This window comes from Vibrio sp. IB15 (assembly GCF_016406055.1).
GTDB classification, from domain to species: domain Bacteria; phylum Pseudomonadota; class Gammaproteobacteria; order Enterobacterales; family Vibrionaceae; genus Vibrio; species Vibrio chagasii.
The window spans coordinates 33267-58762 of sequence record NZ_JAEFCE010000028.1 but is presented as its reverse complement, the minus strand read 5'-3'; the positions used below and the strand labels follow the sequence as shown (position 1 = coordinate 58762).

The 25496-nt window shown below is 46.2% G+C and carries 17 protein-coding genes and 1 other annotated feature; of the genes, 5 read left to right on the top strand and 12 right to left on the bottom strand.

All coding sequences use genetic code 11. From position 1 onward, the window contains the following. Positions 1 to 86: 86 nt before the first annotated feature. From JC606_RS12280 to gltB (JC606_RS12240), 9 genes are all read right to left on the bottom strand, one after another. Complete coding sequence (locus JC606_RS12280) at positions 87 to 704, bottom strand: TRIC cation channel family protein (RefSeq protein WP_061033370.1); 618 nt, start codon at positions 702 to 704, stop codon at positions 87 to 89. Positions 705 to 778: 74 nt separating this feature from the next. Next, the gene (btuF, locus tag JC606_RS12275) at positions 779 to 1633 is read right to left on the bottom strand and encodes a vitamin B12 ABC transporter substrate-binding protein BtuF (RefSeq protein ID WP_008222870.1); all 855 of its coding nucleotides are present in this window, start codon (positions 1631 to 1633) and stop codon (positions 779 to 781) included. Between the two features lies 1 nt (position 1634). Beyond that, a complete protein-coding gene (locus tag JC606_RS12270) occupies positions 1635 to 2588 on the bottom strand; it encodes a cobalamin biosynthesis family protein (RefSeq protein ID WP_137408242.1) in 954 nt (317 codons plus the stop codon). 10 nt (positions 2589 to 2598) lie between these two features. Beyond that, entirely contained in the window at positions 2599 to 3294 is a 696-nt protein-coding gene (gene mtnN / locus JC606_RS12265; RefSeq protein ID WP_198778669.1) for a 5'-methylthioadenosine/S-adenosylhomocysteine nucleosidase, read from the bottom strand. Positions 3295 to 3421: 127 nt separating this feature from the next. After that, on the bottom strand, positions 3422 to 3850 hold the full coding sequence (locus JC606_RS12260) for a DUF1499 domain-containing protein (RefSeq protein WP_137408241.1): 429 nt from the start codon (positions 3848 to 3850) through the stop codon (positions 3422 to 3424). 170 nt (positions 3851 to 4020) lie between these two features. Next, positions 4021 to 5433 (bottom strand): FAD-dependent oxidoreductase, encoded by a 1413-nt coding sequence (locus JC606_RS12255; protein ID WP_137408240.1) that lies wholly within the window; start codon positions 5431 to 5433, stop codon positions 4021 to 4023. 16 nt (positions 5434 to 5449) lie between these two features. Beyond that, positions 5450 to 9913, bottom strand: a complete 4464-nt coding sequence (gene gltB / locus JC606_RS12250; RefSeq protein WP_198778668.1) for a glutamate synthase large subunit — start codon at positions 9911 to 9913, stop codon at positions 5450 to 5452. A 426-nt stretch (positions 9914 to 10339) separates the two neighbouring features. Continuing rightward, the gene (locus tag JC606_RS12245) at positions 10340 to 11809 is read right to left on the bottom strand and encodes a glutamate synthase subunit beta (protein ID WP_102425685.1); all 1470 of its coding nucleotides are present in this window, start codon (positions 11807 to 11809) and stop codon (positions 10340 to 10342) included. Beyond that, positions 11809 to 16356 (bottom strand): glutamate synthase large subunit, encoded by a 4548-nt coding sequence (gene gltB, locus JC606_RS12240; RefSeq protein WP_198778667.1) that lies wholly within the window; start codon positions 16354 to 16356, stop codon positions 11809 to 11811. The genes JC606_RS12245 and gltB (JC606_RS12240) overlap by 1 nt, the downstream gene beginning before the upstream one ends. Positions 16357 to 16885: 529 nt before the next feature. On the opposite strand from gltB (JC606_RS12240), the gene JC606_RS12235 reads away from it, so the two are divergent. The 4 genes from JC606_RS12235 to JC606_RS12220 all read left to right on the top strand — a co-directional run bounded on the left by JC606_RS12235 (position 16886) and on the right by JC606_RS12220 (position 22635). After that, complete coding sequence (locus JC606_RS12235; RefSeq protein ID WP_198778666.1) at positions 16886 to 17839, top strand: TIGR01212 family radical SAM protein; 954 nt, start codon at positions 16886 to 16888, stop codon at positions 17837 to 17839. Between the two features lie 91 nt (positions 17840 to 17930). Beyond that, a complete protein-coding gene (locus JC606_RS12230; RefSeq protein WP_198778665.1) occupies positions 17931 to 19682 on the top strand; it encodes a sensor domain-containing diguanylate cyclase in 1752 nt (583 codons plus the stop codon). Positions 19683 to 19832: 150 nt separating this feature from the next. After that, a complete protein-coding gene (gene arcB / locus JC606_RS12225) occupies positions 19833 to 22184 on the top strand; it encodes an aerobic respiration two-component sensor histidine kinase ArcB (RefSeq protein WP_198778664.1) in 2352 nt (783 codons plus the stop codon). 7 nt (positions 22185 to 22191) lie between these two features. After that, positions 22192 to 22635, top strand: coding sequence for a hypothetical protein (locus JC606_RS12220; RefSeq protein WP_198778663.1), 444 nt, complete (start codon positions 22192 to 22194; stop codon positions 22633 to 22635). Between the two features lie 119 nt (positions 22636 to 22754). Here the strand turns inward: JC606_RS12220 and arcA are convergent, their stop codons facing one another. Continuing rightward, positions 22755 to 23471 carry a two-component system response regulator ArcA gene (gene arcA / locus JC606_RS12215; protein ID WP_004741534.1) on the bottom strand — a complete coding sequence of 239 codons (717 nt, stop codon included), beginning with the start codon at positions 23469 to 23471 and terminating at the stop codon, positions 22755 to 22757. A gap of 372 nt (positions 23472 to 23843) precedes the next feature. Continuing rightward, the gene (locus JC606_RS23665) at positions 23844 to 23996 is read right to left on the bottom strand and encodes a ribonuclease activity regulator protein RraA (protein WP_137408245.1); all 153 of its coding nucleotides are present in this window, start codon (positions 23994 to 23996) and stop codon (positions 23844 to 23846) included. Between the two features lie 52 nt (positions 23997 to 24048). Here JC606_RS23665 and JC606_RS12210 point away from each other — a divergent pair, with 52 nt between their 5' ends. Continuing rightward, positions 24049 to 24534, top strand: coding sequence for a putative 4-hydroxy-4-methyl-2-oxoglutarate aldolase (locus JC606_RS12210; protein WP_061033359.1), 486 nt, complete (start codon positions 24049 to 24051; stop codon positions 24532 to 24534). Between the two features lie 63 nt (positions 24535 to 24597). On the opposite strand, the gene JC606_RS12205 is transcribed toward JC606_RS12210, so the two are convergent. Beyond that, positions 24598 to 25056 carry a ribonuclease regulator gene (locus JC606_RS12205; protein ID WP_032498815.1) on the bottom strand — a complete coding sequence of 153 codons (459 nt, stop codon included), beginning with the start codon at positions 25054 to 25056 and terminating at the stop codon, positions 24598 to 24600. A gap of 318 nt (positions 25057 to 25374) precedes the next feature. Then, positions 25375 to 25493: a sequence feature (Thr leader region), on the top strand. Positions 25494 to 25496 lie beyond the last annotated feature (3 nt).

Below are 25496 nucleotides of genomic sequence, written 5' to 3'. Positions count from 1 at the left end.
GGGTATGAACTCGCCAAGTCTCTTGATTAACCAGACTTGTGATCAAGAGACAGCCTAAGTGGAGCCCTTTTCTTTTTAGCGATAGCTTATTTTATCGCGAAAGTTGGTAACGATAAGTGCCAACGAATGGCGCCAAGTCTGATCAACAATGTAGAGAATACGCCAGCTAGGAAGGCCGTCTCTGAATCGTGGCCCATGCGAATAGCCATAGTGTGGAATGCACCGCCGATGATACAAGCGGTCGCGTAGACCTCGCTTCGCAGGATCATCGGTACTTCACGGGCAAGTACGTCACGAATAATACCGCCGCCACAGCCTGTAATTACGCCCATGATGATGGCAACCAATGCTGAGTCTTGATAAGCCAATGCTTTTTCAACACCAATACCAACGAACACGGCTAAACCTATGGCGTCACAGACGGGTAGGATCCACCATGCCAAACGCTTGGGGCGTCTCACGATGATCATAGTTAATAAACAGGTAACGATAATGACCCAAAGATAGGTGGTATCGGTTATCCAAAAAACAGGAGTAGCACCCAGTGCCATGTCTCGAATTGTACCTCCGCCAATAGCGGTTACACTGCCGAGAACGGCGACACCAAAAGGGTCCATTTTTAGGCGTCCAGCAACAAATACGCCTGAGATAGCAAAGATGGCAGTGCCAAATAAATCGATAATATAAAGCAGCATGGAGTCCATGATACTGGTGCTCTTATTGTTAAAATTGTAGGGACAGGTCGGTGGCGAATTGTACGAAAAAACAGACTAAAAAGTTAGTGATTTTCTCGGACTCTATCGAAGTAATCGCACACTTGCTGGATAGCTTGCAAAGTTCTTGTGGTTGGTCGGTTAATCCAGTCTGAATTGAGCGACCATATCTGATTTTTAGCGACGGCTGGGATCTCTTCCGCCCACGATTGCCACATGGTTCCATTCTCAATAGCGTGCTGAGAAGTGAAGATCACTTGCGGTTTATTCAGCACAACTTGCTCAATACCGACTTGCGGGTAGGGTGAAGCGCTGTCTTCAAAAATATTTCGGCCGCCACAAAACTCAAATACTTCACTTGGCCAGTGTCCTTGTGCCACGGTGATAATAGGTTTTTCACTTAGCTGGTAGAAGTAGCTGACAGGCTCCGCATCTTTGTATTTTAGCCTTAATGCGTTGAGCTGCTCTTTGTATTGCTTAGCATTATTCTCACCGATACTCGGATCGCTGGCGTATTGGCTAAGTTGCTCTATATTGGTCGCGATGCTGTCTAGGCTTTTGGTTTTCGAGTAATAAATATTAAAGCCAAACTGCTCCAGTTTCGCCAGTTCTCTCGGTGGATTACCCGCTGGCCAAGCAAGGATAAGATCTGGCTGAAGCGCGATGATTTTCTCAACCTTGATACCTTGATAGTTTGCCACTTTTTCTAGCTTATCGGCTTGTGGTGGGTAATCACTTCGTTCACTCACAGCAACTAAGTTATCGCCTAAACCCGCACTGTATGCGAGCTCTGTGGCGTGAGGGGCTAAGCTGACCACGCGTTTTGCCTTAGTTACTTCGGTTGCAAGCGTGCTTGGTATCCATAAGCTAAAGCTGATCGCGAAAGTTGCACATGATGTAACAAGTTGAGAGGGTTTCACTTTAAATCCCTTGGTGAATAATGAGTAAGGCTAAGCTTTGTAAGAATATCCAAATAGCGATGCGTCCAAATAGCAGCTTTTGAACCTGTGATAAGTGCAGTGCGGATGGGGCGATTCTTCCGCCTAATTTTGCGCGAATGGCTTTGGTATCGTTGTAAATAGCCGGACCACCGAGTGATAGCTCAAGCTTATTGCCTACTGCTGTAATCAACCACGCAGGGCCTGGCAGAGGCCAAGAGCGACTTTGAGTTAGCATCATCTTAAGTGTGTGAGACGCTTTATCACCGCATACGATCATCAAAGCAAATAAACGCATTGGGATAAATTCAAGGATCGCGACGATTTTGATGGCTGTTGAGCCAAAAGGAGAGAACTGCTTGCGACTTGGTGACCAAGCTCGAGCTAATTCGATAATCAGGCGATACATCAACGCCGCGATTCCGCCTCCGATGGCGTACCAAAACAGCACACAAACCACATTGCGACCGTAGCCCATGATGATGGTCTCAGCCCCAGCTTTCCCAAGCCCTAGTGACGATAGTGAATCCGTTTGACGATTGACAATCGGAGCCAGCAATTGACGCGCAGTCACTTTATCTTCTCGGCTAAGTGTTTTAATGAGCTGGTTTGCCAGCTTTTCATTATTACGCCAATCAATGGCGAGCAGTAACAAAGCCAGTTGAAACAGCTGAGTCTGCCAAACCAAAGGTTGCAGTGCCAAGAGAAGAATCAGAGCTGGAAGTACCATTAATCCCCAGGCTAAGGTGCCAGAGATCAGGCTTTGGGAATAGTTTTGGTTGTTATTAACCTTGCTTGCTAAAAGCTCAGCAAACTTATGCCATAAGGTCGTGGGGTGTGCGGCATGAGGGATAGGTAGAATCAAATGAAAAAGCAGTGCTCCCCACATTACAAGGAGCACGCCATTTGCAAATACCTGATCAAACAGTGTTTGCATGCTTAGTCGCTTACTTTAGTAGGGCAACCATTTTGATAACCATTTCAGAAGAGCTTTGTGCTGCTAGTGGCAGGAACTCTTCAAAACTCATTGGTGATACTTTGTCTGCAACGTCAGAGATTGCACGAACAACCACAAATGGTACTTGGAACTGGTGACAAGCTTGAGCAATCGCAGAAGCTTCCATTTCTACAGCAACCACAGATGGGAAGTGTTTACGGATGAACTCTTGGCGTTCTGCTGTGCAAACAAATGCGTCGCCAGTACAGATAAGGCCACGAACCGCGTGCTTGTCTTCCATTTGAGCTAGCGCTTGCTCAGCTACTTTCATCAGGTTCTCGTCAGCTTTGAATGCAGCTGGTTGACCTGCCATCTGGCCGATTTCGTAACCGAAAGCTGTTACGTCCGCGTCGTGGTGACGTACTTCTGTAGAGATAACTACATCGCCAAGGTTTAGAGTTGAATCAAAACCGCCAGCAGAGCCCGTGTTTAGAACGACATCTGGTTGGTATTCGCTTAGTAGGATAGAGGTACCAACAGCCGCAGCTACTTTACCAATGCCTGATTGAAGCAAAACAACGTCAACACCATTTAGCTGACCAGAGAAAAAGGTACAACCGCCTTTATTAACTTCAGTAATGTCTGAAATAGCTGCTTTTAGGATCGCAACTTCTTGCTCCATTGCGCCAATGATGCCGATTTTCATGTGTAGTCTCTTAATTAAAAAATATTTAAACAGTAGAGCGAAATTGTAGCATGGATAAGAAGCGTCGAGCGACTGCCCAGAAGCACTTCTCATCCGAATAGTGTGGATTTACTCCAGTATTCTTTGTCTATTTGATTAGACCTTCGCTTTGCAAGCTAGCACGAAGTTGTTCTGCTCGTTTACGGTTCACACCAAAGTCAGAGTAGCCAGTGCGGGACTCTGAACGAACGATGAGCTTGTCTCCATCGACTTTTAACTCAAGGTCATCGACAAAGCGCATGATGCGTGATGTGCACTCAACACGCAGGTAATCATCGGTTTTGTTGGCCGTTTTCGCGCCCGGCAAAGTCAAAGCGACTTGCTCAATGGCATCAAGGCTTGCTGAATCGGATAGCTCGTATGCAGCCAAAGCGTGTTGTTCACGGTCATCTTGTGTTGATACGCAATTTGGTTTGTCACCACAAGGTGATGAAGTTCTGTTTTTCATGTCCGTAATCCCTTGGCTGCAAGCGGTTAAAGTTAAAAGTGATAGCGAGAGGAGAGCGGCTTTTTTCATAGTGTTTCCTATGGCGAATTTTAGTTTTAATTGTAGTTCTCGGTATTGGTTAATTTTCGATTGTTTTACGTATTTTTTATTATGCCGTTAGTAAACGTATCGAACTTAAAAAAGGATCCATATGCGGATCCTTTTTTATAGTAACGAACTGAGTAATAAAGGAAACCTAATCACACTTCTAGATAATCCAATATCCCTTCAGCGGCTTTGCGACCTTCATCGATAGCGGTCACCACTAAATCTGAGCCGCGAACCGCATCGCCACCGGCAAAGATTTTGCTGTTGGTGGTTTGGTACTGAAACTCTTGCTGGCCGGGTGCTTTAATTCGGCCCCATTGATCAAGCTCGACACCGAAAGGTTCTAACCATTCCATAACGTGAGGTTGGAAACCAAATGCCATGATCACGGCATCGGCTTCAAGAATGTGCTCACTGCCTTCAACAGGTTCTGGGCGGCGACGGCCTGCTTCATCAGGTTCACCTAATGCGGTTTTCACGACTTTAACGCCAGCAACATGCCCAGAACTATCAAGCTCTAAGCCGATAGGCTGGAGGTTAAACTTGAACTTCACGCCTTCTTCACGTGCATTCTTCACCTCACGGCGAGAGCCCGGCATGTTGGCTTCATCTCGACGGTAAGCACACACCACATCTGCCGCATTCTGACGAATAGAGGTTCGAACGCAATCCATCGCCGTATCACCACCACCAAGCACGACGACTTTCTTACCTTGCATATCGATAAATGGGGTTGGGTTGTCTAGTTCCATGACCTTGTAGGTATTAGAAATCAAGAATGGCAGAGCATCATAAACGCCCGGAGCATCTTCATTATCTAGACCTGCACGCATGTTCTTATAAGTGCCGACACCAAGGAAAACAGCGTCGTAATCATCGACCAGCTCTTGAAGTTGAATGTCTTTGCCAACTTCGATATTCATTCGGAACTCAACACCCATCTCGCTAAAGATGCGGCGGCGATTCTCCATGATACCTTTCTCAAGCTTGAACGATGGAATACCAAACGTCAGTAGACCGCCGATCTCCGGATAGCGGTCAAACACAACAGCTTTTACGCCATTGCGTACCAAGATATCAGCCGCCGCTAGACCTGCCGGCCCTGCACCGATGATCGCGACCTTTTTATCGGTCCATTCAACGTGAGACATGTCAGGCTTCCAACCCATCTCAAAGGCTTTGTCGGTAATGTACTTTTCAATATTGCCAATGGTTACTGCACCGAAATCGTCATTGAGGGTACAAGAGCCCTCACACAAGCGGTCTTGAGGGCAAACTCGACCGCAAACCTCAGGCAGGCTGTTGGTTTGGTGAGACAGTTCAGCGGCTTCGATAATACGCCCTTCATTGGCAAGCTTAAGCCACTGAGGGATGTAGTTGTGAACAGGACATTTCCATTCACAGTATGGGTTGCCACAGTCTAAACAACGGTCTGCTTGCGCTTTCGCTTGCTGTTTAGTGAAAGGTTCGTAGATCTCTACAAACTCAATCTTACGTATCTTGATTGGTTTCTTCGCTGGGTCTACGCGATTCACATCAATAAATTGGTATACATTCTGGCTCATTATTGGCTCCTTCCAATTATTGCGCTTGAACACGAAGTTCAGCTGAGCTGCGGCTTTGGTGGCCGAGCAGGGTGTTTAGATCCGCCGTCTTTGGTTTCACTAGGTAGAACTTCGGAATCCATTCATCAAAGTTCGCCAGAATAGCTTCAGCGTGTACTGAGCCCGTCTCTTCTAAGTGCTCTGCAATTAAGCCACGCAGATGTTCTTGGTGGATATATAAGTCAGATAGAGAAAGCGCCTCAACCGACTCGTTGTTCACTCGGCCTTGGAAGTCTTCGTTCTTATCCATGACATAAGCGAAGCCACCCGTCATACCTGCACCGAAGTTAACGCCAGTTGCGCCAAGAATGGCAACAATACCGCCCGTCATGTATTCACAGGCGTTGTCACCCGCACCCTCTATCACGGCAACCGTGCCTGAGTTACGTACGCCAAATCGTTCGCCAGCCGTACCTGCAGCAAATAACTTGCCTCCGGTTGCACCATACAAACAGGTGTTACCTATGATGGTTGCTTCGTTACAAGTAAATGCGGTGCCTTGGTGAGGTTTGATAACCACCTTACCGCCAGCCATGCCTTTACCAACATAGTCATTAGCATCACCCGTTAGGTAAAGCTCTACGCCGCCTGCGTTCCAAACAGCAAAGGATTGGCCTGCGGTACCATCGAGATATAATTTGATTGGTGAACCAGCCATGCCTTGGTTGCCATATCGCTTAGCAATTTCGCCAGAGATACGTGCGCCTATCGAGCGGTCTGTATTAATCACGTTGTAGTAAAGGCTGGTGGACTGTCGTTTCTCAATCGCATCGAGTGCATCATCCAGGATCTGCTGGTTGAGCTGAGCCTTATCAAATGGCGCGTTTGGTTCGGTCCAATACAGAGGGTGACCCTCTGGTGATACCGGAGCTTCCAGTATCGATGAGAGATCCAATTTACTCTGTTTTGCAGTCAGGCCTTCAACAGCCTCCAGTAAATCTGTGCGTCCAATTAGGTCTGTGAGTTTTTCTACACCAAGGTCTGCAAGGTGTTGGCGAACTTCATCGGCTAAGCCAGTAAAGTAGTTCACCACCATGTCTGGTAGCCCCTTGAAGTATTCGCGGCGCAATGTTTCATCTTGAGTCGCGACGCCTGTCGCACAGTTATTAAGGTGGCAGATTCGTAAGAATTTACAACCCATTGCGACCATTGGTGCGGTACCAAAGCCAAAACTTTCAGCACCGAGAATAGCGCCTTTAATCACATCGAGACCGGTTTTCAGACCACCATCAACTTGCAGGCGGATCTTATGACGAAGTCCGTTCGCAACCAGTGCTTGCTGAGTTTCGGCTAAGCCAAGTTCCCAAGGGCAACCTGCGTATTTTACCGAGGTCAGTGGGCTCGCTGCGGTACCGCCATCATAACCAGATATGGTGATCAGATCGGCGTAGGCTTTTGCCACACCAGTCGCGATAGTACCAACACCTGGTTCCGATACTAACTTCACTGAAACCAAGGCTTTAGGGTTAACTTGCTTAAGGTCGAAAATCAGCTGAGCCAAATCTTCGATCGAGTAAATATCGTGATGCGGAGGCGGGGAGATCAGAGTAACCCCCTGAACCGAGTATCTCAGCTTAGCGATTTCTGCCGTCACCTTATGACCTGGCAGCTGACCACCTTCGCCGGGTTTCGCCCCTTGTGCTACTTTGATCTGTAGAACATCCGCATTGGTTAAGTAATGTGGCGTTACACCAAAACGGCCAGACGCAATCTGTTTGATGCGTGAGTTACGGTAGGTACCAAAACGTCGTGGATCTTCACCGCCTTCACCAGAGTTAGAATAGCCACCTAAGCGGTTCATCGCCATGGCCAGTGCTTCATGCGCTTCTGGGCTCAGGGCACCAATCGACATCGCTGCGGAGTCAAAGCGCTTGAATAGGTCGCTACTCGGCTCGACTTGCTCAAGAGCTAATGGTTTCTCGGCTTTCTTCAGGCTCATTAAGTCACGTAACATAGCCGCAGGGCGAGCGTTTACTTGTTTCGCAAAAGAGAGGTAATCCGATGCTTCGCCAGTTTTTACTGCGGTTTGCAGCGTGCCGACCACGTCTGGGTTATAAGCGTGGTATTCACCACCATGGACGTATTTCAGTAAACCACCGTGCTCGATTGGCTTACGCTTAGTCCATGCTTTACGTGATAGGTTGTAAATATCTTGCTGGAAATCGCTAAAGCTTGCGCCTTGAATTCGAGTAGTTACTCCGCGGAAACAGAGCTCAACGATATCAGAATGTAGGCCAACGGCTTCGAAAAGCTGTGAACAGCGGTAAGAAGCAATGGTTGAAATACCCATCTTCGACATGATCTTATACAGACCTTTGTTGATGCCGTTTTGGTAGTTCTGCATCGCTGCACGATAGTCTTTGTCTAAAGATCCATCATCGAGCATCTTGCCTAACGCCTCATAAGCAAGGTACGGATAAACCGCAGTTGCACCAAAGCCAAGTAGTACCGCGAATTGGTGTGGATCGCGAGCGGTTGCTGTTTCCACCACTATGTTGGCATCACAACGCAGGTCGGTATCAGCAAGGCGAGTCTGTACTGCACCCACCGCCATTGCTGCTGGAATTGGTAGTTTGCCTTTCTCTAAACCTTTATCCGATAACACAACCAAAACCGCACCGTCACGTACTTCTTGTTCTGCACTATCACATACCGCTTTGATCGCTTGTTCAAGGTCTTGCTGCGCTGGATCGTAGTGCATGCTTAGGATCGAATGGCGGTAGTGCTTTTGATTCAGTTGCAGAAGTTGCTGCATGTCTGAGTAAAGTAGAACAGGAGAATCAAATGTCACACGATAGGCGTGTCCATCTGTTTCACAGAACACGTTCATCTCTTGGCCAATGCTGGTGGCGAGTGACATCACATGCTTTTCACGCAGAGGATCAATCGGTGGGTTGGTGACTTGGGCAAACTTCTGACGGAAATAATCAGTGACCAGACGCTCTTTTGAAGAGAGTACCGCCATTGGCGTGTCGTCGCCCATTGAGCCGACCGCTTCCTGTCCCATATCACCAAGCACGCGTAATACCTGATCGGACTCTTCGTTGCTCATTGCAAACTGTTTTTGGTAGGTTTTGAGCGTGTCATCGTCGAAGCTACGCTTACCCACTTGGTCATCATCGAGCTCAGAAAATGGTGTTAGCTTGTGAACGTTCTTTTCCATCCACTCTTTGTAAGGGTGGCGACTTTTGAGGTCATTATCGATCTCGTTAGATTGCCATAGCTTGCCACGGCGAGTATCTATCACCAGTAGTTCACCAGGCCCAACACGCCCTTTTTCTGCTACTTCATCTGGCGCGTAGTTCCAAATACCAACTTCTGATGCCAGTGTGATTAGGTTGTCTTTGGTAATGACATAACGCGCAGGACGCAGGCCATTTCTATCTAGGTTACATGCCGCGTAACGACCGTCAGATAGAACGATACCAGCAGGGCCATCCCACGGTTCCATGTGCTTGGAGTTGAAGTCGTAAAAGGCACGCAGGTCTGGATCCATATCTGGGTGGTTCTGCCAAGCAGGCGGAACCAGCATACGCATAGCTCGGAACACATCCATACCACCGGCTAGGAATAGATCGAGCATGTTATCTAGGCTTGAGGAGTCAGAGCCCGTTTCATTCACGAAAGGTGCTGCATTTTGCAAGTCTGGTAGCAGTGGTGAAGCAAATTTATAGGCACGAGCCTTGGCCCACTGACGGTTACCCTCGATGGTATTGATTTCACCATTGTGCGCTAAATAACGGAATGGCTGCGCGAGAGGCCAACGTGGTTGTGTGTTAGTCGAGAAACGCTGGTGGAACAGACATATCGCTGATTCCATACGTAAGTCTGCAAGATCGAGGTAAAATCGTGGAAGATCGGCAGGCATACACAAGCCTTTGTAGACCATCACTTGTGTTGAAAGGCTACAGATATAGAAATCTTGGTCTTCGGTGATCTGTTTTTCAACTCTGCGACGCGCGATGTATAAGCGGCGTTCAATATCACGCTCACGCCAACCGGCTGGCGCAGAGATAAATACTTGCTGAATATTTGGAACAGAATCTTTTGCGATAGGACCTAATACTTCGGTATTGGTCGGTACTTCACGCCAACCAGCAACGGTCAATGTCTCTTGGGCGAGCTCTTTATTGACGATCTCTTGTGCTGATTGAGCTTTGATTGGGTCTTGGCTGAAGAAAATCATGCCAATAGCGTATTGCTTGCCGAGATTAAAATTATTCTCTTCTGCAATAATTCTTAGATAGGAATCTGGCTTCTGTAGTAGTAAGCCACAGCCATCTCCAGTTTTACCATCCGCAGCGATACCACCACGGTGTGTCATGCGATCTAGGGCTGAAATAGCAGTTCTCACCAACTTATGACTAGGTTGGCCTTCCATTTGCGCTATTAAACCAAATCCACAGTTGTCTTTTTCAAGACTAGGATCATATAGAGCCATTGCAATTCTCCCTTTTGCTTCTCTGTCATCCAGACAGTAAATGACTAACTATTCATGTACTTGTTATTTTTTATAAACTTACCGTTTTTTAGCTAGTTCAACGTTATCCTTTGTGTTAACAAAACCCAGTGGCTTTATTTTCACCAGTTTTACAACGTATAGCTAATTGTGTTTAAGGTCAAGTTCATGGTTAATTATCATGCATAAACGCGATTAACCACGTAATAATCTAAAATACTCGATTGATATCAATTAGATATGAATAGGGAATGTTAATGATATTTAACATTTATAGTAAGGGCGCATCTGTAGTAACAAAATGCCAGATAGAAAAAAGGCTAGCATCGAGTGCTAGCCAAATATAAAAGTTAGGAAGGGTGTTGCTTTTCCTCTAGGCTAACGTCATTGACGTTAGCCCGAGAAATATTATGCGGAAAGCATGAGTGAATCGGCTTTCGCTTCTAGGTTTGAGTTGCCCATTAAGAAGTCATCAATCGCAATTGCACATTCACGACCTTCGTTAATGCAGCGAACGACTAGAGACTGACCTGTACGCATATCACCAGCGGCAAAAACGCCTTTCTGGTTGGTTGCGTAACCTTCAGAAGCAACGTTACCGCGCTCGTCCAGTTTGATATCAAGTTGAGCAAGTACACCGGTTGGCTCTGGGTGTAGGAAACCCATCGCTAGGAATGCTTGGTCACATGGAATCACACGCTCTGAGTTTGCTACTTCGTCAAAAGTAGGGCGCTCACCTGGCGCTGCGTCTTTCCACACGATATCGGCGATACGTAGACCGGTCACTTCGCCTTGATCGTTACCGATGAACTCTTTAGTCAAGATGTTCCAGTGACGTTCACAGCCTTCTTCGTGAGAAGTCGTGGTCTTCATGATCATCGGGTATTGAGGCCAAGGCATGTTTGCTGGACGCTTCTCTGGTGGGATCGGCATGATCTCAACCTGAGTAATGCTCGCTGCTTTGTGACGGTTTGATGTACCCACACAGTCAGAGCCAGTATCACCGCCACCGATAACCACAACGTGCTTATCTTTAGCGTGAATCTCTTCACCTTTTAGGTCCATGTCGTTTGCGCGGCGGTTGTTTTGGCCAAGGAATTCCATAGCAAAATGAACGCCTTTCAATTCACGACCTGGGATTGGTAGGTCACGAGGAACCGTAGAACCACCGGTTAGCAATACCACATCAAACTCTTGGCGTAGCTGCTGAGCGTTAACATCAACACCAATGTGTTGATTCACTTTAAACTCAACGCCAGCTTCAGCCATTAGGTTGATCTTACGATCAATCACGTCCATGCCTAGTTTGAAATCTGGGATACCGAAACGCAGTAGGCCGCCAACTTTCTCGTCACGTTCAAAGACCGTTACCGAGTGACCAGCGCTGTTTAGCTGCTCAGCTGCGGCTAGACCTGCAGGGCCAGAGCCAACAATCGCTACGGTTTTGCCTGTGCGAGAGCGAGGCGTTTTTGGTTTTGCGTACCCTTCACGGTACGCAGTTTCTACAATCGTTTTCTCGATATTACAGATGGTGATTGGGTCTTGGTTAATACCTAGTACACAAGCACTCTCACAAGGAGAAGGACACACACGACCTGTAAACTCAGGGAAGTTATTGGTCGAGCTTAGGATGTTCCAAGCTTCTTCCCAGCTGTCACGGTAAACAGCGTCATTAAATTCTGGGATGATGTTACCAATTGGACAACCGCTGTGACAGAAAGGTACGCCACAGTCCATACAACGAGATGCTTGAGTATTGATCTTGTCACCAAACTCTTCGTTAAGTACGAACTCTTTGTTGTCTTCGATACGAACCGATGGGTCGAGCTTCTTTGGAAGCTCGCGACCGTGTTCTAAAAATCCAGTAGGCTTACCCATTATACTGCCTCCACTTCTTCCGTTTGTGCCTGTTGTGCTTCAGCTTTACGCTTCTCAAGAACTGCTTTGTAGTCGCGTGGCATTACTTTAATTAGTGATGCAACACTTGCTTCAAAGTTGTCTAGGAAAGACTGAGCAACTTCACTTCCTGTGAATTCAACGTGCTTGGTTAGCATATCTAGTAGAAGATCTTTATCTTCTTGTTCAATTGGATCTAGGTCTACAAGTTCAGGGTTAAGCTTGGTTTCGAAGTCACCGCCTTTATCCCAAACATAAGCGACACCGCCACTCATACCCGCAGCAAAGTTACGACCTGTTGAGCCAAGGATAACGGCTACACCGCCAGTCATGTATTCACAACCGTGGTCACCAACGCCCTCAACAACAACCTTCGCACCTGAGTTACGAACACAGAAACGTTCACCAGCCATACCGCGAATGAAAGATTCACCTGAGGTCGCACCGTAGAAACATACGTTACCAACCACGATGTTATCTTCAGCAACGATAGAAGATTTTGCATCTGGGTACAGTACCAAAGTACCGCCAGACAGACCTTTACCCCAGTAATCGTTCGCGTCGCCTTCTACTTCGAACTTAACGCCTTTCGCAAGGAACGCACCGAAAGATTGGCCAGCGCTACCGTGGAACTTAACGTTCATTGGTTGTGGCAAACCTTGGTCTTTGTAAACCTTCGAGATTTCGTTCGACAGCATGGTACCCGCAGAGCGGTCCGTGTTGATGATTGGGAAGGTCGCATTTACAGCTTCACCTTTCTCAAGTGCAGGAATCGCAGCTTGGATCAACTTGCGGTCTAGAACATCTTCTAGGTTGTGGTTTTGTTGTGTCTGGTTGTAGATACCATCTTCTTCACGAGCCTGCTCAATGTGCAGTACAGGTGTTAGATCTAGGTTCTTGTACTTCCAGTGGCCGATATCGTCACGAACTTTAAGTTTGTGCGATTGACCTACCATCTCATCGATAGAGCGGAAGCCAAGTTCAGCCATTACTTCACGCAGACCTTCAGCCATGTATTGGAAGAAAGTCACTACGTCTTCTACGCGGCCGTCGAAACGCTCACGCAGAGTTTTGTTTTGTGTTGCGATACCAACAGGACAGGTATTCTTGTGACACTTACGCATCATGATACAGCCTTCAACAACCAATGCTGCTGTTGCTACGCCCCATTCTTCCGCGCCAAGTAACGTTGCTACTGCAAGGTCACGTGGTGTTTTCATCTGACCATCTGACTGAACAACGATACGGTTACGTAGGCCATTTTTCAGTAGTGTTTGGTGAGTTTCCGCTAGACCTAGCTCCCAAGGCAGACCTGTGTGACGGATAGAAGACATCGGAGATGCACCCGTACCACCATCAAAACCTGCGATAAGTACCACGTCAGCTTTCGCTTTTGCTACACCTGATGCAATCGTACCTACGCCAGCTTCTGATACTAGCTTCACGTTGACACGGCCGTTACGGTTCGCGTTTTTCAGATCGTAGATTAGCTGAGCCAAATCTTCGATTGAGTAGATATCGTGGTGTGGCGGTGGCGAGATTAGACCTACGCCTGGAGTCGAGTGACGGGTTGCGCCGATCCAGTCATCAACCTTATCACCAGGTAGTTGACCACCTTCACCAGGTTTCGCACCTTGAGCCATCTTGATTTGTAGCTCATCAGCGTTCGATAGATAGTAAGACGTCACACCAAAGCGACCAGAAGCCACTTGTTTGATTGCTGAACGCTCCCAGTCACCGTTTTCTTTACGTTCGAAACGTGCTGGATCTTCACCACCTTCACCTGAGTTTGACTTCGCGCCGATACGGTTCATTGCAACAGCCAGTGTTGAGTGAGCCTCATGCGAGATAGAGCCAAAGCTCATTGCGCCGGTAGCGAAACGCTTAAGGATGTTCTCGATTGGTTCTACTTCCGCTAGAGGAATAGAGCCTGCTGGGTTTTTGATGAAATCAAGTTGGCTACGTAGCGTTGCTGCGTTGTCGCCTTGGTCATCAACGGCTTTCGCATACTTCTTGAACTGAGCGTAATCTTTATTACGCGTCGACTCTTGAAGTAGAGAGATAGTTTCTGGGTTGAACAGGTGCTTCTCACCACGTTGTTTCCACTGGTAAACACCGCCAACATCAAGGATTTGAGCTGGGATTTCACGAGCTGGGTAACCAACACGGTGACGAACAAGCACTTCACGAGCGATGTCGTCGATGGTTAGACCTTGAATACGAGAAACCGTACCTGTGAAGTATTTTTCAACCACTGACTTGCTGATACCAAGTGCTTCAAAGATTTGTGCACCGTGGTAAGACTGCAGTGTCGAGATACCCATCTTAGAGAAGATCTTCAGTAGACCGCCGTTAACACCTTTACGGTAGTTATCGAAGAACTCACGTGGGTGAACGTTCGGGTCTAGTTTCTTAGTACGTTGTAGTTCAACAATCGTTTCAATCACTAGGTATGGGTTAACTGCGTTTGCACCGTAGCCCAGAAGTGTTGCGAAGTGGTGTGTTTCACGAGCATCACCCGTTTCAACCACGATGTCACACTTAGCACGTAGGCCTTTACGGATTAGGTGGTGGTGTACCGCGCCAACCGCCAGCATTGCTGGAATTGCAGCGTGGTTAGAGTTAACCGCACGGTCAGTCAGTAGGATGATTGAGTAACCATCAATCACGGCATCTTCTGCGTATTGGCAAATACGTTTTAGTGCACGCTCTAACTTACCTTGGTCTCCGTTTGCTTGGAATACGATATCTAGGGTCTTCGCTTGAAGGTGCTCGTTATCGATAGCACGCAGCTTTTCTAACTCAGAGTTAGACAGTACTGGAGACTCAAGCTCTACCTTTTGACAGTGCTCAGGTGTTTCTGAAAGCAGGTTCTGATCTTTACCTAAGTAAGTGTTCAGAGACATAACCATACGCTCACGGATCGGGTCGATCGGTGGGTTAGTTACCTGTGCAAACAGCTGCTTGAAGTAGTTTGAAAGGTGCTGCGATTGGTGAGAAAGAATCGCTAGCGGCCAGTCAGCACCCATTGCAGAAAGTGGCTCATAGCCCGTCTTCGCAAGAGGTAGAATGATTTCGTTCACTTCTTCAGAGCTCACACCAAACGATTGTTGTTTGTGGAGAAGTTTCTCTGGAGAAGGTTGGCTAAATTCGTTGCTCGCGTCTGGTAGCTTTTTCAGGCTAAGAAGGTTCTCTTCAACCCATTTCTCGTAAGGTTGAGATTTTGCGATGCCATCTTTCACTTCTTCATCAGAAATGATGCGGCCTTGCTCAAGGTCAGCAACGAAGATACGACCTGGTTGTAGACGACCACGGTATTCAACGTTTTCTGGTGCGATTTCAACAACGCCAGATTCAGACGCCATCACTAGGAAATCGTCTTTTGTCACTGTGTAGCGAGAAGGGCGCAGACCGTTACGGTCAAGAGTTGCACCTACTTGAACACCATCAGTGAAACATACCGAAGCTGGGCCATCCCATGGTTCCATTACGTTCGCGTGGTACTGGTAGAACGCGCGACGAGTTGGGTCCATGTTTTTGTTTTCTTGCCATGCTTCCGGGATCATCATCATCAGTGCGTGTGGCAGAGTACGACCAGACAGAACCAGAAGCTCCAATGCCATATCGAAGTTTGATGAATCTGAGCTACCTTCCTGACAGATAGGCAGTAGCATGTCGATTTCAGCTTGTGTGAATAGATCCGATTCTAGGATCGCCTCACGCGCTTTCATCCAGTTAAGGTTGCCGCGAACCGTATTGATTTCGCCGTTGTGTGCGATGTAACGGAAAGGCTGAGCTAGACGCCAACGTGGGAATGTATTGGTAGAGAAGCGAGAGTGTACTAGTGCTAGAGCCGTCACCATAGTTGGGTTTTGCAGGTCTAGGAAGTACTGAGGAACTTGTTCTGTTGTTAGCTGACCTTTGTACACCAACGTCTTGTAAGACATAGAGTTGATGTAGAAGTCATCACCGATATTTGAAACGCTTTCTAGGCACACGCGAACAGTGTAGTTACGTAGAACGTACAGCTTACGCTCAAGCCCTTCTGGAGTAATACCAGGGCCGCCAGAGATAAAGACGTGTTCAAATTGAGGTTCAGTGCTTAGTGGGTCAGCACCAATCATTGAATTGTCCGTCGGAAGTTCACGGTAGCCGATCACTTCTAACTCTAGGCGTTGTGCATTGCGTTCTAGAATGTCGCGACATTGTGCACGTTTGTGTTCATCTTTAGGGAAAAGTACAACACCAACACCATATTTTTCAAAAGACGGCAGTTTAATTCCAAGCTTAACGGCTTCTTCAAGTAAGAATTCGTGCGGCTTCTGTAGCAGGATACCTGCACCATCACCAGAACACGGATCGCAGCCTTGGCCGCCACGGTGTTCCATACGTGCAAGCATATCGAGTGCTTGAGTTACTACATCATGAGATTTGCGATTCTTTAGATGCGCAACAAAACCGATACCACAAGCGTCATGCTCCAGTTCAGGAGTATACAGACCCTGTGAGTTCTGCTCTTGATCTACCATAGATACATCCTTCCAGTTAAATCTAGGCGCAACTTCTTTGTATAAAGTCAGCCTTGTCCTTTTATATTTATGAGTCTAAACCGGCCTGTGTTGGCGGTTTGAATCCTTTCCGTATCTCGCAGGAAAAGTATTGCGAGAAAAACAATCCTTGGTGATATCCGTTTATTTTTAGCCACAAACTAGTGGTTTATATAGGTGGGAGTTGGATATCACCGACTTATTAGCAAGTTTTCGTTGTAAGAAATTACACAAAAATAGCCAATATGTGTAAGTATCCTACAATTTTGTCTAGGCGAATTGCAATGAAAGTTGAACCGTGTAGACCATTTTTTTCGTTTTATTTTGAATTTTATGTCTAACAAATGTGCAACATTAGGCAAATAGAGCGACTTTTTTGCATGTTTATTGATATTTGATAGGTTGCTCGCAAAAAGCCTTGAGTAAACTAATTGGTCGAATTTTGCAGGGATGTAATTTTTTTTCAAAAAAGACTGATATTCATTCTTATTTACTTGAGCGCTTTGAAAATATGCAATTACATGAGTTGGTCAATACTATCGGCCAAGATCTTCAACGCCGTTATGGCGAAAAGGTTCACAAGCTAACGCTGCACGGTGGTTTTAGCTGTCCAAATCGAGATGGAACCATAGGTCGCGGAGGCTGCACTTTTTGTAATGTGGCGTCATTTGCCGATGAGCAAACCCAAATCCAAAGTATTGCCGACCAATTAAAAGATCGTGCGGGTGAAATTGCTCGTGCGAAGAAGTATCTGGCTTATTTTCAGGCATACACCAGCACTTATGCTGAGGTGCAAGTGCTCAAGAATATGTACGAAGAAGCGCTAAAAGCACCGGGTGCCGATATTGTGGGGCTCTGCGTTGGTACAAGGCCTGATTGTGTGCCTGATTCTGTTTTGGAATTATTGGCTGGTTATGTTGAGAAAGGGTACGAGATCTGGCTCGAGCTCGGCTTACAAACGGCCAACAACGATACTCTTAAGCGCATTAATCGCGGCCATGATTTTGCGGTGTATAAAACGATCACCCAGCGTGCTCGCGCTCTCGGAATTAAGGTGTGTACTCACCTTATTGTTGGCCTGCCAAAAGAAACTAAAGCGGATAACCTGGAAACACTAGATAAGGTATTAGCGGTAGGAACGGATGGCATCAAACTTCATGGCCTTCATATCGTAGAGGGAAGTACCATGGCCAAGGCATGGAAAGCAGGCAAGCTAGAAGCTCCAAGCCTTGAAGAGTATGTCGAGATTGCTACTGATATCATTCAGCGTACGCCAGCGGACGTGGTTTACCATCGTGTTTCTTCTGCGGCAAGACGTCCTACATTACTCTCTCCGTTATGGTGTGAGAACCGTTGGCTGGCGATGACAGAGATAGGTCGATCACTGGATAAAACCGGTGCACAAGGCATTAAAACAGGCTCTGCATTCGAGTACACATTACCTGTTTTAAACGCGGCTGATTGATAGAAATGAGTGAGAGTAGGTAACAGCAGATAAAACCACCAAATAGTGGTAACATTTCCCTCACAGATTTTATGGTATAGATTGAGAGTAGATGGAACTGGTAATGACTTGGTTGTGGGACAGAGCGTATGGCTACGGTGTTTATATCGTTTTCATGTTGCTGATTGCTCTGATCTGCTGGCATCTTTATTCACGTTATCAGTCTCATATTGAAAAGTTACTTCTCTCGACGCCATCCCCTCTATTTTTCGTTGATGTCCGGACCGGCGAGATCTTGTATTCCAACCGTCAGGCAATGCAGTTGCTTGGTATCCGCCAGATTGGCGTAAACTTTCGTTTTCCTACCGTGGAAAGCGAAAATAGTTTCCGTCAATACTTAACCAATCACATCAACTCTCGATCATTTGCTCAGAACTCGCTTTGGGCACTGTCTGAATTTGAGTCCCTCAAGATCAATCTTGTGGGGCGTAAGATCCACTTTAGAAACAAAAAAGCGTGGATGATTCACGCATCACCTTACAAAAACACGAATGAAGAGCAATCCCAAGAACTACGTGAACTGAATGTCGCCCGTACCGCTTTGGACTCCCTGTCTGAGTTGATTTATGTAAAGGACCAAAAAGGTGAATTGCTAGCAAGCAACCGCTCCTTCAAGAAGTTTTGGCATGGCCGCCCAGAAGAGGGCACCTTGAGCGTTTCTGGTGGTGCACTGAAAGGGCGCGTTAGTGAGCGTTCATGGACAACTGACCAAGATGGTAAAAGCTGCCTACTCGAAACGTACCAAAGCGTCTTACTTTCTCAAGATGGGGAAAATATTGGGACACTTTCTATTAGCCATGATGTGACCGATTGGCACGACATGCAGCAACAACTACGTGGCGAAATGGAGAAGCGGAAAGACACCGAGGTGGCACTTGCGCAAAGAGACACTATCTTGCAAAACATCTTGGAAGCCAGCCCAGACTCGATCGGTATCTTTAATGAAAACATGGTTTATCAAGCGTGTAATAAGCCGTTTGTTACAGCGCTCGGGATCTCTGAAGTCAGTGATTTGATTGGTAAGCGACTACAAGATGTCGTGCCAAACAGTATGTATGTACGGATCTCTGAAACTGACCACCAGGTTCTTCATCAAGGTAAATCACTGCGCTATATCGATAAAGTGATGTCCAGTGATGGTGAATACACTTGGTATGACGTGGTGAAGTCGCCATTTAGAGACCCTGCATCCAGCACCAACGGGGTGTTGATCATGGCTCGTGATATCACTGAGCGTTACCTTGCAGAGCAGAAACTTGAAGAGGCGAACCTAGAGCTTGAGCGTCTCAGCTTTATGGACAGTTTGACTCAGGTTTCTAACCGACGCCGCTTTGATGAACAGTTGTCGACATTGTGGCATTACCATGTGCGCGAGAAGTTGCCGTTGACCATCATGCTTTGTGACATCGACTTCTTTAAAGGCTACAACGACTTCTATGGTCACCAACAGGGTGATGATGCTTTGATTCAGGTTTCGCAAGCCTTTAAGCAGGTACTGAATCGTTCGTCTGATTGTGTGGCTCGTTACGGTGGTGAAGAGTTCGGCTTTATCTTGCCAAACACGACTGCTGATGGGGCATTAATGGTGGCGCAACGCATTCATGATGAAGTGCTCAAGCTTGGGCTGATTCATGAAAAGTCGACCGTTTCTGAATTCATTACCGTCAGTATTGGCATTATCTCTTACGTGCCTACCCCTAATGATGAGATGGAGTCTGCGGTAGCGTTAGCCGACAGTGCGCTTTATCAAGCTAAGTCTGATGGCCGAAACCGTTCTAGTGTGCATCCATCGTCGATTCGCTAAACAAATTTATCACTGACTTAGCCTTTATTTACTTGGGTTATCTGTTTTAAACAATATAACCCAGCTCTCTTGCTGCATGTGATGTAGCTAGCTTACCTCCTATCTTCAAACAGGGTAGAATGTTGCTAGTCTTATCGCATGGAGCGCTAAATGAAACCCATGAAAAATCTCGCCCAGTATTACGTGGATCTACTCGTAAAGCTTGGGATTGTCCGCTTTTCTATCTTACTCGCCTTAGCGCTTGTTGCCCTCGCTGTTGTCGTGCAAGTCGGTATCACTCTCGCACTTAAAGGTAATGTTGATGACATCGACATTGTCCGCTCAGTATTCTTCGGTTTAGTGATCACACCTTGGGCCGTTTACTTTCTGTCAGTGGTTGTTGATCAGCTGGAAGAGTCTCGTCAGCGTTTAGCTAAGTTAGTCTCTAAACTTGGCGACATGCGAGAGCGCGACCAAGAGCTGAATAATAAGTTGCAGCTTAATATCGAGAAGCTTAATCAAGAAATTGAAGAGCGTGAAAAGGCCGAAGAGGCGCGTGCTGAAGCGATGCATGACCTCGAGAATGAAGTATTTCAGCGTGAGCGCACTCAGCTTGAACTTGCAGAGCGAACGGCACTGCTGCGCTCGTTTATCGATGCCTCGCCTGACCTTATTTACTACCGTAATGAGGACGGCGTGTTCTCGGGTTGTAACCGAGCAGTTGAGGAGCTCACTGGCAAGACAGAAAAAGACTTGGTGGGTTTGACGCCGTGGGATGTGTACAGCAAAGAAATCGCTCAGCAAGTTGTTGAAACTGATAAGAAAGTTTTTGCCGACAACCAGGCACTCACCTACGATCAATGGCTCGAATACCCAGATGGGCGTAAGAGCTACTTCGAACTGCGTAAGGTGCCTTTCTACAGTAAAGATGGTCGCCACCTTGGTTTGGTGGGCTTTGGTCGTGATATTACCGAACGCAAAGAACACCAAGAGTCTATCGAGAAAGCGAGTCGCGATAAGACCACCTTTATTTCTACTATTAGCCACGAGTTAAGAACACCGCTTAATGGCATTATTGGCTTAAGCCGCATGTTGCTTGATAGCCAGCTGACCAGTGAGCAGCGCAAACAGATGCAAACCATCAAAGTGAGCGCTGTAACACTGGGTAATATCTTCAACGATATTATCGATATGGATAAGTTCGACCGTCGCAAGCTTGAGCTATTCCCAACCCCGATCAACTTTGAAGACTTTGTTGTGGAGATCGAAAGTATCTCGGCACTGATGGCTGAACAGAAAGGTTTGAGGTTCGACTTAGAACGATTGTCTGATCTTCCTGTGGCTGTTGAAGTTGATGGTACTCGTTTGAGACAGGTGCTGTGGAACCTTGTTAGTAACGCGATGAAGTTCACCAAAGATGGTGGCGTGGTGATGACTGTTAGCGCCGATATTGATGGTGATTTTGCCAACATCACTATGGAAGTTGAAGACACAGGCATTGGTATTCCTGAAAGTGAGCTCGAGAAAATCTTCGCGATGTACTATCAGGTGAAATCAGGCACCGATAACTTGCATGCAGTGGGAACCGGTATTGGTCTTGCTGTCTCTAAACAGTTGATCAACATGATGGATGGTGACATTGAGGTAACCAGTGAAGAGGGCTTTGGTAGTACCTTCACGGTTTCGATTCGTGTGCCTGTTAATCATGATACTCAAGCCTTGATTAAGACACCTCGAAAACAGTCGAACCTTAAGATCTTCATGGTTGAAGATATCGAACTCAATATCACGGTTGCGCGCTCTCTGTTGGAGAGCCTAGGTCATGAAGTGACGGTGGTGATGACTGGTAAAGAGGCACAAATTGCCTTCAACCCAGAAGACTATGACTTGGTATTGTTGGATATCCAGCTACCAGATATGACAGGCTTCGATATTGCTCAGTACTACCGTGAGAAATACAGCAAGCTACCGCCATTAGTGGCATTGACTGCGAATGTACTTAGCAACAAGCAAGAGTACTTCCAGAAAGGTATGGATGAGGCGATCAGTAAACCGCTATCCGTGAGAGCGATTCAAGATGTGATCAGCGAACTTATCGAGGATGCACCAGAGGTTGTTGAAGAAGCTGAAGTGACCGAAAAGGTTGATGAAACTAAGCCGACTATTTCTTCTATTGATACCAGTTTGCTTGATATTGATATGCTAGAGTCTTATGTTGACATTGTTGGACCGAAGCCGGTTTTAGATAGCATCGTGATGTTTGAAGATATGATGCCGGAGTATATGGAAATATTGAACTCCAACATGGTCGCGAAAGACCAAGCCAGTATTGTCTCTGAGGCGCACAAGATTAAAGGTGCTGCAGGTTCAATTGGTTTGAAGCGCATCCAGCAAGTGGCTCAGAAAGCTCAATCTCCAGACCTACCAGCTTGGTGGGAAAACATTTCAGATTGGGTCGATGAGATTAATAACGAATACCAGAATGACATTGAAGTCTTAAAGAGTTGGTTAAACCAAAGGTAGAAGAATAATGAAAAAATTAGCATTCGCCGCATGCGTAGTGGCATTAGCGGGCTGTGCTGCACCACAAGTTGAGTGGCAGCAGGACAACCAAGTTGAAGTATCTGCAGCGACAGTCACAATGAAAAGCAACCTTTGGCACAACAAGATGCCAACGATCGGAGAGACTCAAGACAAAACTCTGCATGGCGCTATTTACCTAGAGTCAGATTCAGAATTACCAGCAACACTGGCGGTGGAGAGCGTGACCGTTAAGCAAGGCTCAGATACCTTGTTAGTAACGGCTGACGATCTTGATCTAAGAACGCACAGCGAGACTCAGTGGGAAGTCGCGTTTGTATGGCAGCTAGAGATCTACAGCGAAAAGCCGGTTGATGTTGCGGTTGAACTGAAAGACGGTGAGACGGTGAAGTGGCTGGTGGAGAAAGACGTTAAGGTTGATACGGTTTACTAACTTCAACTCAGCACAACAAAAAAGGGAGAATGCGTTGGCATTCTCCCTTTTTAATAACCATTGATTGCGCTTCAACTGTTTAAACACTATGTGCTAAACGACTAGAAACGCGAATCGAATTAGTCTTCTAGGTCACCACAAAAGCGGTAGCCTTCACCGTGAATCGTTGCGATGATTTCTGGAGTACCAGAAACAGATTCAAAGTGCTTACGAATACGACGGATTGTTACGTCTACAGTACGATCGTGTGGCTTAAGCTCACGGCCAGTCATCTTCTTAAGAAGGTCTGCACGTGTTTGGATCTTACCTGGGTTCTCACAGAAGTGAAGTAGAGCACGGAACTCTGAACGAGGTAGCTTGTAGCCTTCGCCATCTGGGCTAACCAGAGAACGACTGTTGATATCTAGTACCCAACCGTTGAACTCGTACTTCTCAACGCTGCGCTTCTCTTCTTGAACAGAGCTTGTGCTCATTGAACGGTTAAGAAGGTTGCGTGCACGAATAGTCAGTTCACGAGGGTTAAAAGGCTTAGTGATGTAATCATCAGCGCCGATCTCTAGGCCAAGGATCTTATCAACTTCATTATCACGACCAGTTAAGAACATAAGCGCTACATTTGCTTGCTCACGTAGTTCACGCGCAAGTAGTAGGCCATTCTTACCTGGAAGGTTGATGTCCATAATTACAAGGTTAACTTGGTTGTCAGATAGCACTTGGTGCATCTCTTCACCGTCGCTAGCCTCAAAAACAGCATATCCCTCTGCTTCAAAAATACTCTTTAGAGTGTTACGAGTTACTTGCTCATCTTCAACGATAAGAATCTGCGGGGTTTGCATTTGGCGGTACCTAAATTTGTGACGAAACTGTGCTAATAGAATAAATTCTAGGCAAAAACATAACATACAGGTAATGTATTTTTGATGATAACTTAAAGTTTTCAAAAAAACACTTACTTCCAGCTATCTGCCTTCCTTGAAGTATTGCCCAATAACGTAGATCCAGTACGCCTTTCAATCATTCTTTTAGTGATTGCAACGGATTCTATAATGTTAACAGCATGCTAACAACGCGAGAATGTTAATTCCATTCACTTTGTTGATTTACATCAATTGCCGTATCGCAACAAACTTTAATAGTATGGCTACAACTTAACCAGTGTTATGGTGACTATTTAGCAGGAAAACCAGAATGATTATTCGAGATAGTGATCACATCTCGCCCGCTAACGACCTGATTATGAACCAAGGAAGCTGAACGCTGTCCTTAGAGTCTAGTAGATAAATATGTTCAATCAACCTTGATTCAGTATTAAATTGAGCATAGGACAATGAAAACAAAGGAATAATTTTTAATAACAATATAAAAGCATAGGGGCTCGCCTGATTTCAGGTACGCCTTACTCACGGAGGATATATGCACGATATAACACCCGACTTGTGTGATGAGTTTGAAAGCAAAGTCACCCTACTTAACCTTCCATTACAGAACTTCGGCCAACGTGGTGCGTTCTGGGGAAAAATTGTAACAGTTCGTTGTTATCACGATAATTCGAAGGTTCGCGAAGTTTTAGAGACTGACGGCAGCGGCAAAGTATTGGTTGTTGACGGAAATGGCTCGTGTCAAAAAGCACTGCTTGGTGACCAACTCGCGATTCTTGCCATAGAGAATGGTTGGGAAGGCGTGATTGTAAACGGTGCTGTACGTGATGTTGGAATGATGTCACAAATGGACTTGGGTGTTCAGGCGCTAGGTGCATCACCATTCAAAACAGAGAAGCGTGGCGTAGGCCAAGTAAACGTGACACTGACGGTGCATAACCAATTGATTCAGCCTGGAGATTACATTTATGCCGATTGGAATGGCGTGCTAATTTCATCTGAGTTACTGCTTGAATCATAAGTGGTGAGTGATCCTCAGGTGATGTTTGGATCATAATTTATCCGTCGATATTAAGCTTGTGGATTAGAAGCGAAACCCTAGTCCTACTTCGACACCTTGCTGCCACTCTTCGTAATCAAGGGTGGCATGCAAATCCAAGTTGTCGGTCAGTTGCACTCGGCTTGACACCTCAGCCGCAACAGATTTGTCACTGTCTTCTGTTTCATCTTTATAGGTGTGCAAAGAACTGTTGAACGAGACCCTTTCTGAGAACTGGTAACTGACACCGCTCAAGAATCCACTTTCATGCTTCAATGACGCATTGTTGATTCGTGTACCGACGTAAACATCCACGTCATCGAATAAGCTGTACGCGTAACCGCTGTCGACTTTCCAAGTATCGAAACTTTCGTTGGATGCGTTTTGAGATGAAATAAAGAACTTGTGGGCCGAACGATCAATTTGACTCGGCAATAAAGGCAAGCTATTCGCAGAACAAACAACAGGCATAGCAAAGGCTAAAAGAATAAGTAATCTCTTCACTTCCCACTCCTGATGTCATTTATTATTGTTCTTTGAACGTTATCGTTCAATTAAAGCACAGTTCTTGTACGCTTGCTGAACAATCGATATAGCATTTTGTTATGACCTTATATGAAATTGATTGCTTTTCTCTGTTCGTTAATCAAACTGTATCTTCGAATTGTCGGTGCACACTGGATGTTTTATCACTGAAATGACGGTTTGCTCTGAAAAACGGTCTGAATGTAAAAAAAACGCAACTTTTCATTGACGTCTAGTGGTAAAAATTGATACACGTAGAGTAAAGCACAAGCAGAGAATTTGATATGCAGCACGTAAGCCACCTAGTAATGACCACAACCATTATTATTACCGACATTAACATTGTTGGGGCAGGCTGCTAAGTAACGGATTTTAAAAAAAAGGCCTGTATCCAACAAGATACAGGCCTTTTTTTGTAC